We start from the raw sequence: 13,498 nt of genomic DNA, 5'->3' as shown, positions 1-13,498 counted from the left end.
GCACGCGCAGGTGGCCCTCGGGGTTTACCGCGGCGATGCCCGAGTTTCCGTGTAAGGATGTGGGCCTACTCCTGGGAGGGGGGGCGGACTGGTGGACGACTGCCTGTTCTGCAAGATCGTGGCGGGGGAGGTCCCGGCCGAGGTCGTGCACAGCACCGAGCGCACGGTCGCGTTCCGCGACATCAACGCGCAGGCACCCACGCACGTGCTCGTCGTCCCGCGCGACCACTACCCCGACGCCGCCGCTCTGGCCGCCGGCGACCCTGCCGCTACCGCCGAGGTGCTGCTGACGGCCGCCGCGGTGGCGACCGCCGAGGGCCACGACGACTACCGCCTGGTGTTCAACACCGGTGCCGGCGTAGGGCAGTCGGTCTTCCACGCCCACGTCCACGTGCTCGCCGGGCGCTCGATGACCTGGCCGCCCGGATGAGCCGCCGCCATACGACGTGGGTGGCCGCGGCCCTGCTCGGCCTCGTGCTGTCGGGCTGCTCCGCCTCCGACGACCCCGAGCCCCAGGCCGCACGTGAGCCGTCCGCCTCCGACACCCAGGCGACCGAGACCCCGAGTGTCGATCCAGGGGCCGAGCCGACGGACCCGCCGTCGTCGCACCACCCCGACGTGAAGCCCGCCAAGCTCAAGCCGCTGCGCAAGGGCGAGCGTCGGGTCACCATGACGATGCCCGAGACCTACACGCCGTCACCGCCGACCGGGACCGGCACCGACGACTACCGGTGCTTCCTGCTCGACCCGCACATCGCCCGCGACAGCTACCTCACGGGCACCAACGTCGTGCCCGGCAACCCCGACGTGGTCCACCACGTCATCTTGTTCAGGATCCTGCCCGAGCAGGTGGCGCAGGCCGAGGCGAAGGACGCCGAGACCGCCGACCAGGGCTGGACCTGTTTCGGCGGCACCGGGCTCGAGGGCGAGTTCGGCGACATCGAGGACGCGCCGTGGCTCGGCGCGTGGGCGCCCGGTGGCGACGAGACGATGGTCCGCGACGGCTACGGGGTCGACCTGCCGCGCGGCTCGCGGGTGGTGATGCAGGTGCACTACAACCTGCTTGCCGGCGCCAGCCCCGACATGAGCTCCACCCAGATCCGGGTCAGCCCCCGCAAGCCGGGGATCACCCAGCTCCACACGTTCCTGCTGCCGGCCCCGGTCGAGATGCCGTGCCGGCCGGGCCGCGACGACGGGCCGCTGTGCGACCGCGAGGCCTCGCTCGCCGACGCCCGCGTGCGCTTCGGCCCCTCCGGCGGAGGGCTGGCCCAGGCCCTGCATCTGCTCTGCGGCACTCCTGTCGTCGCGTCCGACACCACCATGTGCCTCCGGACGATCGGCCGCGGCATGACGATCACGGCCGCCGCTGGACACATGCACCTGCTCGGGCGGCGGATCACCATCGAGACCAACCCCGGGACGCCCGAGGCTCGCACGGTGCTCGACATCAAGCCGTGGGACTTCGACGACCAAGGCTCGCGCCGGGTCCGACCGATCCACCTCGACCCCTTCGACACCGTCAAGGTGACCTGCACCCACGCCCAGTGGCTGCGCGACAAGCTGCCGGCGTTCGAGACCCAGCGCGAGGACAAGTACGTCGTGTGGGGCGAGGGCACCACCGACGAGATGTGCCTGGGCACGCTGACCGTCGCCTACGACGAGTAGGTCACCAGCGCTGCGGTCTCCTGCAGCTCCATCAGGGATCAGCCCGGGAAGACGGCCTGCACCAGCCGCAGCAGCATGAACACGACCGGCAGGCCGAAGACCACGAGCAGCACCCACGCCGTCGCGCGGTGACGGCGCTTGCTGCTGTCGAGGGACCCGGCGAAGTCGAGCAGGGCGCCGTCGGGCACGTGATGGGTGAGCCCCATCGCCCGGGCGTGCGGTGGCAGGTGCTGCCCGGAGAACCAGGCGGGCGGGGTGTCGTCGTCACCCTCCCAGTCCTCGTCGTACTCGTCGGGCTGCATGGGTCAACGGTACGGCCAACAACCAGGTGGGCTCCCGTGCGACGCTCCCGTAGCATGGAGGTCGCCTTCATCCCCGACCCGAAAGGCCGCCCGCCAGGGCACCCATGACTGACAGCAGCAGCGACCGGAGCTCCTCGCGGGAGACCCGCCAGACACGTCACACGGTCGTGGTCCCCAACAGCGTCAACATGGTCAGCCTGCTCGGGCCCGGCGACGAGCACCTTGCGCTGATCGAGCGCTCCTTCGACGCCGACGTACACGTCCGCGGCAACCGGATCACCATGCAGGGCGACCCGGGCGAGGTGGCGCTGGCCGAACGCCTCCTCGACGAGCTGGTCACCATCATCCGCACCGGCCAGGGCGTCACCGCCGAGACCGTCGAGCGGGTGCTCGCGATGCTGCGCACCGAGACGACCGAGCGGCCCGCCGACGTGCTGAGCCTCAACATCCTCAGCAACCGGGGCCGCTCGATCCGCCCGAAGACGCTCAACCAGAAGCGCTACGTCGACTCCATCGACAAGCACACGATCACGTTCGGGATCGGCCCCGCCGGCACCGGCAAGACCTACCTCGCCATGGCCAAGGCCGTGCAGGCGCTGCAGTCCAAGAACGTCAACCGGATCATCCTCACCCGCCCCGCGGTCGAGGCCGGTGAAAACCTGGGCTACCTGCCCGGCACGCTCAGCGAGAAGATCGACCCCTACCTGCGCCCGCTCTACGACGCACTGCACGACATGGTCGACCCCGAGACGATCCCCAAGCTGCTGGCCGCCGGCACGATCGAGGTCGCACCGCTGGCGTTCATGCGCGGGCGGAGCCTCAACGACTCCTTCATCATCCTCGACGAGGCTCAGAACACCTCGCCCGAGCAGATGAAGATGTTCCTGACCCGCCTGGGCTTCGGCTCCAAGATCGTGGTGACCGGCGACGTCACCCAGACCGACCTCCCCTCGGGCATGAAGTCCGGGCTGCGGGTCATCGAGGGCATCCTTGACGGGGTCGAGGACATCGCCTTCAACCGGCTCACCAGCCACGACGTCGTACGGCACAAGCTCGTCGGCAAGATCGTGGCGGCCTACGACGAGTTCGACGCCAGCGGCGGCCTGCACTCCGCACCCCAGGCACCCCGATGAGCCCCCGATGAGTATCGAGGTGCTCAACGAGTCGGGCCACGACCTCGACGTGAAGGGGCTGGCCAAGCTCGCGCGCTTCGTCATGGACGAGATGCGGGTCCACCCGCTCGCCGAGCTGTGCGTCAAGGCCGTCGACGAGGACACCATCGCCCAGCTCAACGCCCAGTGGATGGGCAAGGAGGGCCCGACCGACGTCCTGGCCTTCCCCATGGACGAGCTGCGGCCCGGCCTGGTCACCGAGGAGCCGGAGGAGGGCGTCCTCGGCGACCTGATGCTGTGCCCGGCCGTCGCCGAGCGGCAGGCGGCCGAGGCCGGCCACGGCACTGACGCCGAGATCGAGCTGCTGACGGTCCACGGCATCCTGCACCTCCTCGGCTACGACCACGCCGAGCCCGAGGAGCACGCCGAGATGTTCGGTCTCCAGGACCGTCTGCTCGCCCAGTGGCGCGCCCCGGCTGCCACCCTCGAGCCATGACCTCCGGCGATATCTGGCTGCTGGTCACAGCAGCCACCCTGGTCCTCCTGGCCGGAGTCTTCACGGCCGCCGACGCCGCCCTGGCGTCGTTCTCCAAGGCCCGAGCCCTCGAGCTCCAGGGCGAGCGCCGAGCCGGCGCGCGGGCGCTGGTCGCGATCCTCGACGATGCTCCGCGCTACCTCAACACCGCGCTGCTGCTGCGCCTGCTCTGCGAGATCTCGGCCATCGTCCTGGTCACCCTCCAGATCGCCGAGGGGTACGACGGAGCCTGGCTGCCGAGCGCGCTCACCGCGATCGGCGCGATGCTGGTCGTCTCGTTCGTCGTGATCGGGGTGGCCCCCCGGACCCTCGGTCGGCAGCACTCCGAGTCGGTGGCTCTTCTGTCGGCCGGGCCGCTGGTGCTGTTCACGTCCGTGCTCGGCCCGCTGCCGCGCCTGCTGATCCTGGTCGGCAACGCGATCACCCCGGGCCGTGGCTTCCGCGAGGGCCCGTTCTCGAGCGAGACCGAGCTGCGCGAGATGGTCGACATGGCCGAGGCGTCGGCGCTGATCGAGTCCGGCGAGCGCAAGATGATCCACTCCGTCTTCGAGCTCGGCGACACCTCGGTGCGCGAGGTGATGGTGCCGCGCAACGACGTGGTCTACATCGAGCACTACAAGAACCTGCGCCAGACGCTCTCGCTGTTCCTGCGCTCCGGCTACTCCCGGGTGCCGGTGATCGGCGACAACCTCGACGACATCCGCGGCTTCGCCTACCTCAAGGACATCGTCCGGCGCGACTTCGAGGCACCCGAGGTGGAGTTCACCGAGCGCATCGAGCAGGTCATGCGCCCCGTCCACTGGGTGCCCGAGTCGAAGCCGGTCGACGCCCTGCTGCGTGAGATGCAGGCCCGTCGACAGCACATCGCGGTCGTCGTGGACGAGTACGGTGGGACTGCGGGCCTGATCACCATCGAGGACCTGCTCGAGGAGATCGTCGGTGAGATCACCGACGAGTACGACGAGGACGAGATCGAGGTCGAGACCGTGTCCGAAGGAGTCATCCGGGTCTCGTCGCGCTACCCGATCGACGACCTCGACGAGCTGTTCGGCTTCGACGTCGAGGAGGAGGACGTCGACAGCGTGGGAGGCCTGATGGCCAAGCACCTGGGCCGGGTCCCCATCCCGGGCTCCATCGTCGAGGCCCACGGGCTGCGTTTCCTCGCCGAGGACGCCTCCGGTCGCCGCAACAAGATCGGCACAGTCCTGATCCACCGGGTCGCGGCACAGGCCGACCCCGACCCCAATACCGACCTGGAGTCCGCCCATGACTGACCTGACCCCCGAGGACGCCAAGCTCGTCACCCTGGCCCGGGCCACCCGCGCCCGCACCGGCGCCGCCGAGGGTGCCGCGATCCGCGACGCCGACGGCCGCACCTACGCCGCCGCCTCGGTCGCCCTGCCCTCGCTCTCGCTCTCCGCCCTCGAGGTGTGCGTCGCGATGGCCGTCGCCTCCGGCTCGCACGGGCTGGAGGCCGCAGTGATCCTGAGCGATGCCGACGAGGTCGCCCCCGCTGATGTGGCGGTGCTGACCGAGTTCGGCGGGCCCGGCGTCGTCGTACACCGGGGCGACGCCCGCGGCTCGATCCTGGCCACCTCGACCACGTGACTTCGGGAAACACACACGCAACGCGATCGGAGTAGCGTGCCCCCGTGAGTTCAGGGAGGGCCTGGGTCGACCACGAGGCAGCGGTGCGCCGGCTCGTGGAGTCGGCCGCTGCGATCCCCGCGGGCCAGCCGGTGCGGCTCGCCAAGCGGACCTCCAACCTCTTCCGGCCGCGCCAGGCGACCACCACCCCGGGTCTCGACGTCTCCGGGCTCGATGGCGTGATCGAGGTCGACGCCGTGGCGCGGACCGCCGAGGTCCAGGGCATGTGCACCTACGAGGACCTCGTCGACGCGACCCTGGCCTACGGCCTGATCCCGCTCGTCGTGCCCCAGCTGCGCACGATCACCCTCGGCGGCGCGGTCACCGGCCTCGGCATCGAGTCGACCAGCTTCCGCAGCGGGCTGCCGCACGAGTCGGTGCTCGAGATGGACGTGCTCACCGGCGCCGGCGAGGTGGTCACCTGCCGTCCCGGTGACGACCTGTTCGACACCTTCCCCAACTCCTACGGCTCGCTCGGCTACGCCACCCGGCTGCGTATCCAGCTCGAGCCGGTGCCGTCGTACGTCGGGCTGCGCCACGTCCGCTTCGACGACGTGGGGCTGCTGGCCAAGACCGTCTCCGAGATCGTCGAGACGGGGGAGTACGCCGGCGAGCGGGTCGACGGCCTCGACGGCACGGCGTTCGAGCCGGGCGAGCTCTACCTCACCCTCGCGCGGTGGACCGAGAGCCCGGGCGACGCCACCCCCAGCGACTACACCGGGCAGGAGATCTACTTCCGGTCGATCCAGCAGCGCGAGACCGACCTGCTCACGACGTACGACTACCTCTGGCGCTGGGACACCGACTGGTTCTGGTGCTCGGGGGCCTTCGGCGCGCAGCACCCGCTCGTGCGGCGGGTGTGGCCGGCCCGGCTGCGCCGCTCCGACGTCTACCACCGCCTGCTCGGGCTCGACCGGCGTTTCGGGATCGCCGACCGGCTCGACCGCCGGGCCGGGCGGCCGATGCGGGAGCGGGTGATCCAGGACGTCGAGGTGCACCTCGACCGGCTCGCGGAGTTCCTCGAGTGGTTCGACGCCGAGGTCGGCATGCGTCCGGTGTGGCTGTGCCCCCTCGTCGCCAAGCGGCCGTGGCGCACCTACCCGCTCGAGCCGGGGCAGACCTACGTCAACGTCGGCTTCTGGGGCACCGTCCACGTCGGCCCCGAGGCCTCCGACGGCCCCCTCAACCGGGCGATCGAGGCCCGGGTCCACGAGCTGGGCGGCCACAAGTCGCTCTACTCCGAGGCGTTCTACGACCCGGAGACCTTCGACCGCCTGTACGACGGCACCAACCTCGCCGAGGTCAAGCACCGCTACGACCCTGAGGACCGACTCACCACGCTCTACGACAAGGCAGTGAGGAAACGATGACGACGATCAAGATCGCCGACGCGATCGCGGACCTGCTTCGCGACGGGATGCCCGTGCGTTTCGAGGCCTACGACGGCAGCGGCACCGGCCCCGAGGACTCACCGATCACCCTCGAGCTGGTCAACCAGCGCGGGCTCGCCTACCTGCTGACGGCTCCCGGAGACCTGGGTCTGGCGCGCGCCTACGCCGCGGGCGACCTGGTGGTGCACGGCGCGCACCCGGGCGACCCCTACGAGCTGGCACGCCGGCTCAAGGGCCACACCAAGTTCCGCAAGGTGTCGCCCGGTGAGATCGTCGCCCTGGTCCGCGGGCTCGGGTTCGCCAACCTCAAGCCCCCGCCGCCTCCGCCGCAGGAGCACCTGCCGCGCTGGCGCCGCGCCATGGAGGGGCTGCGGCACTCCATGGGCCGCGACGCTGAGGCGATCTCGCACCACTACGACGTGTCCAACGCGTTCTACCGCCACGTGCTCGGGCCCTCCATGGCCTACACCTGCGCGGTCTACCCCGACGCGGACGCCACGCTCGAGGAGGCGCAGCACGAGAAGTTCGACCTGGTCGCGCGCAAGCTCGACCTCAAGCCGGGCCAGCGGCTGCTCGACGTCGGCTGCGGCTGGGGCGGCATGGTCATCCACGCCGCCAAGGAGTACGGCGTCAAGGCGCTCGGCGTCACCCTGTCGCAGCAGCAGGCCGACTGGGGCAAGGAGGCGATCGACCGCGAGGGGCTGGGGGACGTCGCCGAGATCCGGCACCTCGACTACCGCGACGTGTTCGAGACCGGCTTCGACGCGATCAGCTCGATCGGGCTCACCGAGCACATCGGGGTCCGCAACTATCCGTCGTACTTCGGCTTCCTGCGCGACCACCTCAAGCCCGAGGGCCGACTGCTCAACCACAGCATCACGCGGCACCACAACCGCCGCGAGGAGACCGGTGCGTTCATCGACCGCTACGTCTTCCCCGACGGGGAGCTGATCGGCTCGGGCACGCACATCAAGGAGGCGCAGGACGCCGGGCTCGAGGTCATGCACTCCGAGAACCTCCGGATGCACTACGCGATGACGCTGCGCGACTGGAACCGCAACCTGGTCGACAACTGGGACGCCTGCGTCGACGAGGTCGGCATCGGGACCGCCCGGGTCTGGGGCATCTACATGGCCAGCTGCCGCCTGGGGTTCGAGTGGAACGAGATCCAGCTCCACCAGGTCCTCGCGGTGCGCACCGGCGACGACGGCTCCGACGGATTCCCGCTGCGACCCTCCTGGTGACTAGCCTGCACGGGTGAGCACGAGAGCCCGGTCCTACGACGCGCAGGTGCTGCGTCGCGCCCGGGTCTCTGACCACCTGGTGCGGATCGTGCTCGGCGGACCGGGCCTGGCCGACTTCGAGTCGACCGGCCTCCCCGACGAGTGGGTCGGTCTGGTCGTGCCGGGGCAGTTCCAGAGCCGCTACTACACGGTGCGCTCCTGGGAGGGCGGCGAGCTCACCCTCGACGTCGTCGTGCACGACGTCGGCCTGGTGACCGAGTGGGTCCAGGGCGACTGCGTCGGCGAGACCGTGACGCTCACCGAGCCCAAGGGCTCCTTCGCGCCGCCCGAAGCCGCGGCGTGGGTGATCCTCGTCGGCGACCTCACCGCGATGCCGGCGATGGCGCGGATCTCGACCTCGGTCGCGGTCCCGGTCCACGTGTGGGCCGAGGTGCCCGACGACCTCAGCGAGTACCTCCCGACGTACTCCACCGTCCACTGGCTCGACGCGCCCCACGACGGCGAGAGCCGGCTGGCCTCGGTCGTCGAGACGATCGACTGGCCCGAGGGCGACGGCTACTTCTGGATGGCGGGGGAGTCCGCGCAGATGCGGGCGATCCGCAAACACCTCATGCGCGAGCGCCGGCTGCCCAGCACGGCGTACGACGTGATGGGCTACTGGCGTGGCGGTACGACCCGCCAGCCTCGTGCGGTCGACCCCGGGCCGCTCTGGCGGGCCGGCAAGGCCGCCGGCAAGAACGACGACGAGATCTGGGCCGACTACGACGACAAGGTGCGAGATGGCTGACGAGACCCCTGAGCACAAGAGCGGGTTCGTGTCGTTCGTCGGCCGGCCCAACGCCGGCAAGTCGACGCTCACCAACGCCCTGGTCGGCACCAAGGTCGTGATCACCAGCTCCAAGCCGCAGACGACGCGCACCGTCGTACGCGGGATCGTGCACCGCCCCGACGCCCAGCTGATCCTGGTCGACACCCCAGGCCTGCACCGGCCGCGGACGCTGCTCGGCGAGCGCCTCAACGACCTGGTGAAGACCACGCTCGGCGAGGTCGACGTGGTCGCCGTCTGCCTGCCCGCCAACGAGAAGGTCGGCCCCGGCGACCGGTTCATCGTCAAGGAGATGGCGAAGGTCAAGCGCACCATCAAGGTCGCCATCGCCACCAAGACCGACCTCGCGACCGGCGAGCAGATCGGCCAGCACCTGCTGGACATCCAGAAGCTCGGCGCCGAGACCGGCATCGAGTGGGCCGAGATCGTGCCGGTCTCGGCCAAGGCCGGAGACCAGGTCAAGCTGCTCGAGGAGCTCCTGGTCGGGCTGCTGCCCGCCGGCCCGCAGCTCTACCCGGACGGCGACCTCAGCGACGCCCCCGAGGAGGCGATCGTCGCCGAGCTGATCCGCGAGGCCGCCCTCGAGGGTGTCCGCGACGAGCTGCCTCACTCGATCGCCGTGGTGGTCGAGGAGATGGGCCTGCGCGAGGGCCGCGACGCCGACCGGCCGCTGCTCGACATCCACGCCAACCTCTACGTCGAGCGCGACTCCCAGAAGGGGATCATGATCGGCCACAAGGGCGCCCGCCTGCGCGACGTCGGCAAGGCTGCCCGGCTCCAGATCGAGGCGCTCTTCGGGACGCCCGTCTACCTCGACCTGCACATCAAGATCGCCAAGGACTGGCAGCGCGACCCCCGCCAGCTGCGCAAGCTGGGCTTCTGACTCTTCCTCGAGGACTGGCGGCCCGCGCGGTAGCAGCCCGGGTCTCGCCGCGCCGCCCGCACCCAACACGCGGGCTCCGGATGTCGGCAGTTCGCGGGTCGGCGGCCCGCTCCACGCCTGAGATGCCGGCGTCAGGGGGTGAACTGCCTGCGTCTAGGCCCGGTTCGCCCACAACGCGGTGGATCTGACACACCAGATGTGTCAGATCCACCGCGCTGTCCTGGTCGACCCGCCGGCTGCCGCTCAGCGAGGGTCACTCCTGGTGGCGGCGCCGGCGGACGTGGCCCACGCGCAGCGCGCGGCCGCGCCGGATGTCCTCGAGCTCCTTCTTGCGCGACTTCTCGATGTTGCGGGTGTCGCGCGGCGGGAGCTGGATCTCCTCCTCGGCCGCGATCCCGGACTGGAGCTCGCGGCCCCGCTCCAGCTCCGCGTCGAGCTCGGCACCGAACAGCAGGGCCAGGTTGGTCAGCCAGAGCCACAGCAGGAAGGCGATGACGCCGCCGAGGGTGCCGTAGGTCTTGTCGTACGACGAGAAGTTGGCGACGTAGAAGCCGAACGCCGCCGACAGGAGCACCCAGGTCACGATGGCCAGCACGGCGCCGACGCTGACCCAGCGGAACTTCGGCTGCTTGACGTTGGGCGTGGCGTAGTAGAGCAGCGCGACGATCAGGATCACGACGACCAGCAGCACCGGCCACTTGACGATGTTCCAGACGGTCACCGCCGTCGAGCCGAGCCCGACCGCGTCGCCGACCGCCTCCGCGACCGGCCCGCTCACGATGAGGCCGAGGAGCACGATCGCGACCAGCGCCACGAGGACCACGGTGAGCAGCAGCATGGCGGTCCGCAGCTTCCACACGGGGCGACCCTCGGGCATCTCGTAGATCCGGTTCATCGCGCGGCCGAACGCCACGACGTACCCGCTGGCCGACCAGAGCGCTCCCGCGATGCCGAGCGCGAGCGCCAGGCCGGCGCTCTGCGACTGGCTCAGCTCGAGCAACGGCTCGCGCACGCTCTCGACGACGGACGCGCCGCCGAGGTCGCCGAGGATGTCGAGCACGGTCTCGACGGCCTTGGTGCCCTGGTCGACGAGGCCGAGGACGGAGGTGAGGGCGACCACGGCGGGGAACAGCGCCAGCACGGCGTAGTAGGTGAGTGCCGCGGCGAGGTCGGTGCACTCGTCGTCGGAGAACTCACGGATTGTCTTGCGCAGCACGTAGTGCCACGAGTGCTTGCTGAGGTCGGACGGCGACTCGACCTTGCCGGCGTCCGGGTCGGCGTCCGGGTGGACCGTCGGGGTCTGCTGCTGCTCGCTCGTGCTCACGCGGGACCGCCCAGCTGGACGGTCCCGCCCGGCTTGTCGCCGTACGACGTGTCCTCACCCTGGGAGATGCCGATGAACAACATCACCCCACCCACGACGAGGAAGACGATGACGGCCCACATGATCAGAAGACGACGGCGTTCCATGCGGCACCGGTACCCGCCCGCAGGCGAGGCATGCCGTCAGTCGGGTGCCCAGCAACGGCCGTAGGTCTGGCCCGAGGCCCACTGCTCGCGGGTCGGCCACTCGTAGCCCCACTGGAAGTTGAGCGCGTCGTCGGCGACCTCCCGGCCGGCGTCCTCGCAGGGGGTCTGCCCGCGGTCGCGGACGACGTCCTCGCCGGGGTAGTCGCCGGCCTCGAAGGCGACGACGGCGATCGCCCGCCAGGAGTGGGGCGCCGAGCAGAGGACCCGCTCGAAGTCCGCGGAGTCGGGCTCGTCGGTGCCGCACATGCCCCACCTACGACGGCCCTCGTCGGAGTCGAGCACGCCGGCGAGGCGGCGGGGCAGCGGTGCCAGGCGCTCCTGCCCGGCCACGGCGATGACGTCACAGCGGAACCAGTCGGCGCCGGCGTCGGCCTGGGCGAGGGTGGGCGTGAACCACACCGGGCGCAGCATGCTGAGCCGCGCCTCCTCCCGGGTGCCGCCGACCAGGTCGGCGAGCCGGTCGGGACAGCGTTCCGCGAGGCGGTCGAGCACCCGGTCGGAGTCGACGGCGAGCAGGTGGCCGTCGACGACCCGGTCGAGGGTGCCGACCGCGAACGTCATCGAGGTGTGCTCCGCGCTGCACCTGACCTCCTCGGCCTGGGTGCTGGGCGCGAGGACGTCGTTGAAGGAGAGGCGGTAGCAGGCGCCGTCCGCGGGAAGCGGTACGGCGGTCGCCGTGGGCTTGGGTGCCGACGAGGCGGCGGGGGACTCCGGCTCGCGCTCGTCGGCGGTGCACCCGGCGGCGAGCAGGACCGCAGGGAGCAGGACGACCGCGAGCAGCGCACGGGTCCGGGCTCGCCTGGGGGTTCGGACCGGGGCTGACATCAGTCGGCGGTCTTCGCCCAGCACACCGAACGCCGGTTGCCGGCCTCCCACTCGGCCTCGTGGAACCACGTGTAGCCGAAGTCGTAGTCGACCGGGTAGTTGAGCCAGGCGCCCACGGAGTCGGAGCAGTAGTCGCGGGTCGTCACCTCGACGACCCGGTCGCCCGGGTAGGGCTCCTCGGGCTCGCCGACCTTGATCGTGGTCACGGCGCGCCAGTCGTGCGGCTCGCTGCACGAGATCTTGAGCGAGTCGGTCACCGAGGGTCCGGAGACGCAGACCATCCAACGGTCGCTCGGGCGTCCCAGGAGCAGGCCCTCGGCCGACTCCGGGAGCTGGACGAACTCCTCGGTCTGCTCGCCGCCGCCGACGACGTCGCAGCGGTACCAACGAGCGCCGTCCTCCCAGGCCTTCTCGCTCGGACGGAACCACGCCCAGCTCACGATCGTGCGCATCACGAGGCTCTCGTCAGCGCCCAGGAACTTCTCGAACTTCGTCGAGCAGGTCTCGTAGGCGAAGGCGCCGAGCTCCTCGTCGTCGTACCCGGCTTCGTCGAAGGTGTCGGGCAGCTCGCCCACGGCGTAGGTCTGTGCCGTGTGCCGCTCGCTGCAGTCGACCGCCTTGGTGGCGTTACTCGGCTGGGCCACGTCGTCCGGGGCCAGCACGCGACAGGCGCCGAGCTCGGGGACCTCGACGGAGTCGACCTGGTCGGGGTCGGTGTTCTCGCCCTGCGGCGACTCACCACACGCAGCCAGTCCCACGCCGAGGACCAGCGCGGCGCACGTCAGGGCCGCGCGGCGCCACCACGGGTGCGACAACGACGGTTCCTTCCGGCTGAGGTGCGAGCTTGGGCTGCGAGCGTACCTCCGCCGGCCGCGGCCCTACTCGCTGAGCAGCGCCGCGAGCGTCCCGCCCAGGTCGTACGCCGCCGCCGTGTCCTGCTCGCCCACGTCACCCAGCACCTCGAGCACCGCCGCGGCCTGGTCCCACGGCAGCGCGCCGATGATCGACTGCACCGACCGGACCGCCCCGGTCGTGTCGTAGCGCCCGTGCACCCACAGCCCGTAGGGCTTCTTGCCACCGCCCGCGGCCGACGCCGACCCGTCGTCGGCCAGCGCGCCGCCGGCCTCGAGGAAGATCGTGTCGAAGAAGTGCTTGAGCGCACCCGACATGTAGCCGAAGTTGGCGGTCGTGCCGAACAGGAACCCGTCGGCACCCAGTACGTCGTCAGCGGTCGCCGCCAGCGCGTCGCGCACCACCACGTCGACACCATCGATCGCGTCGTCGTTGGCGCCCGCGACCACGGCGTCGGTCAGGGACCGGACCGACGGCGTGGGGGAGTGGTGGACGACGAGGAGCCGGCGCACGTCTCGACTCAGGTGGCCATGAAGAGGATGGCGTCGCGGTCGTACTCGCGGCCGGGGTGCTCCGCGGAGAGGTGGGCCTGGGCCTGCTCGACGAGGTCGTCCTCGTCGGTCGCGCGGATGATCGTGCCGCAGGGGCAGGTGAGTCTGGTCTTCATGGGGTCCACTGTGTCACCC

General features: G+C 70.8%; 17 protein-coding genes. 10 read left to right on the top strand and 7 right to left on the bottom strand.

The features are described 5' to 3' along the window. The first annotated feature begins 91 nt into the window (after positions 1-91). The gene (locus tag BLR90_RS16150; protein ID WP_091026263.1) at positions 92-430 is read left to right on the top strand and encodes an HIT domain-containing protein; all 339 of its coding nucleotides are present in this window, start codon (positions 92-94) and stop codon (positions 428-430) included. After that, the gene (locus BLR90_RS16145; protein ID WP_143016239.1) at positions 427-1,665 is read left to right on the top strand and encodes a hypothetical protein; all 1,239 of its coding nucleotides are present in this window, start codon (positions 427-429) and stop codon (positions 1,663-1,665) included. Before BLR90_RS16150 ends, BLR90_RS16145 begins: the two co-directional genes overlap by 4 nt. Before the next feature lie 38 nt (positions 1,666-1,703). Here the strand turns inward: BLR90_RS16145 and BLR90_RS16140 are convergent, their stop codons facing one another. After that, positions 1,704-1,967, bottom strand: a complete 264-nt coding sequence (locus tag BLR90_RS16140; protein WP_091026261.1) for a hypothetical protein — start codon at positions 1,965-1,967, stop codon at positions 1,704-1,706. A gap of 104 nt (positions 1,968-2,071) precedes the next feature. Between BLR90_RS16140 and BLR90_RS16135 the strand changes: the two genes are divergently transcribed. From BLR90_RS16135 to era, 8 genes are read left to right on the top strand one after another with little or no spacing between them, the layout of a single operon-like run. Beyond that, on the top strand, positions 2,072-3,100 hold the full coding sequence (locus tag BLR90_RS16135; RefSeq protein WP_091026260.1) for a PhoH family protein: 1,029 nt from the start codon (positions 2,072-2,074) through the stop codon (positions 3,098-3,100). Between the two features lie 7 nt (positions 3,101-3,107). Beyond that, the gene (gene ybeY, locus BLR90_RS16130) at positions 3,108-3,575 is read left to right on the top strand and encodes an rRNA maturation RNase YbeY (protein ID WP_091026259.1); all 468 of its coding nucleotides are present in this window, start codon (positions 3,108-3,110) and stop codon (positions 3,573-3,575) included. After that, a complete protein-coding gene (locus BLR90_RS16125) occupies positions 3,572-4,888 on the top strand; it encodes a hemolysin family protein (protein ID WP_091026258.1) in 1,317 nt (438 codons plus the stop codon). Before ybeY ends, BLR90_RS16125 begins: the two co-directional genes overlap by 4 nt. After that, on the top strand, positions 4,881-5,222 hold the full coding sequence (locus tag BLR90_RS16120) for a cytidine/deoxycytidylate deaminase family protein (protein ID WP_091026257.1): 342 nt from the start codon (positions 4,881-4,883) through the stop codon (positions 5,220-5,222). The genes BLR90_RS16125 and BLR90_RS16120 overlap by 8 nt, the downstream gene beginning before the upstream one ends. 44 nt (positions 5,223-5,266) lie before the next feature. Then, the gene (locus BLR90_RS16115; RefSeq protein ID WP_091026256.1) at positions 5,267-6,631 is read left to right on the top strand and encodes an FAD-binding oxidoreductase; all 1,365 of its coding nucleotides are present in this window, start codon (positions 5,267-5,269) and stop codon (positions 6,629-6,631) included. Next, a complete protein-coding gene (locus BLR90_RS16110; protein ID WP_091026255.1) occupies positions 6,628-7,896 on the top strand; it encodes a class I SAM-dependent methyltransferase in 1,269 nt (422 codons plus the stop codon). Before BLR90_RS16115 ends, BLR90_RS16110 begins: the two co-directional genes overlap by 4 nt. A gap of 13 nt (positions 7,897-7,909) precedes the next feature. Further along, complete coding sequence (locus BLR90_RS16105) at positions 7,910-8,683, top strand: siderophore-interacting protein (RefSeq protein ID WP_091026254.1); 774 nt, start codon at positions 7,910-7,912, stop codon at positions 8,681-8,683. Beyond that, a complete protein-coding gene (era, locus tag BLR90_RS16100) occupies positions 8,676-9,605 on the top strand; it encodes a GTPase Era (RefSeq protein ID WP_091026253.1) in 930 nt (309 codons plus the stop codon). Before BLR90_RS16105 ends, era begins: the two co-directional genes overlap by 8 nt. Before the next feature lie 253 nt (positions 9,606-9,858). Here era and BLR90_RS16095 read toward each other — a convergent pair whose 3' ends face one another. From BLR90_RS16095 to BLR90_RS16075, 6 genes are all read right to left on the bottom strand, one after another. Next, complete coding sequence (locus BLR90_RS16095; protein ID WP_091026252.1) at positions 9,859-10,929, bottom strand: YihY/virulence factor BrkB family protein; 1,071 nt, start codon at positions 10,927-10,929, stop codon at positions 9,859-9,861. Then, a complete protein-coding gene (locus tag BLR90_RS21105) occupies positions 10,926-11,075 on the bottom strand; it encodes a hypothetical protein (protein WP_170254307.1) in 150 nt (49 codons plus the stop codon). The genes BLR90_RS16095 and BLR90_RS21105 overlap by 4 nt, the downstream gene beginning before the upstream one ends. A 36-nt stretch (positions 11,076-11,111) precedes the next feature. After that, on the bottom strand, positions 11,112-11,960 hold the full coding sequence (locus BLR90_RS16090; protein WP_091026434.1) for a septum formation family protein: 849 nt from the start codon (positions 11,958-11,960) through the stop codon (positions 11,112-11,114). Continuing rightward, positions 11,960-12,775 carry a septum formation family protein gene (locus BLR90_RS16085; RefSeq protein ID WP_245715355.1) on the bottom strand — a complete coding sequence of 272 codons (816 nt, stop codon included), beginning with the start codon at positions 12,773-12,775 and terminating at the stop codon, positions 11,960-11,962. The genes BLR90_RS16090 and BLR90_RS16085 overlap by 1 nt, the downstream gene beginning before the upstream one ends. Before the next feature lie 63 nt (positions 12,776-12,838). Further along, positions 12,839-13,324 carry a flavodoxin family protein gene (locus BLR90_RS16080; protein WP_091026251.1) on the bottom strand — a complete coding sequence of 162 codons (486 nt, stop codon included), beginning with the start codon at positions 13,322-13,324 and terminating at the stop codon, positions 12,839-12,841. A gap of 8 nt (positions 13,325-13,332) precedes the next feature. Further along, on the bottom strand, positions 13,333-13,479 hold the full coding sequence (locus BLR90_RS16075; RefSeq protein WP_091026250.1) for a DUF1059 domain-containing protein: 147 nt from the start codon (positions 13,477-13,479) through the stop codon (positions 13,333-13,335). Positions 13,480-13,498: the final 19 nt, after the last annotated feature.

The sequence above is a fragment of the Nocardioides szechwanensis genome, assembly GCF_900103935.1.
In the GTDB taxonomy this organism is placed as follows: domain Bacteria; phylum Actinomycetota; class Actinomycetes; order Propionibacteriales; family Nocardioidaceae; genus Nocardioides; species Nocardioides szechwanensis.
This window is presented reverse-complemented; position numbering and strand designations above follow the sequence as displayed.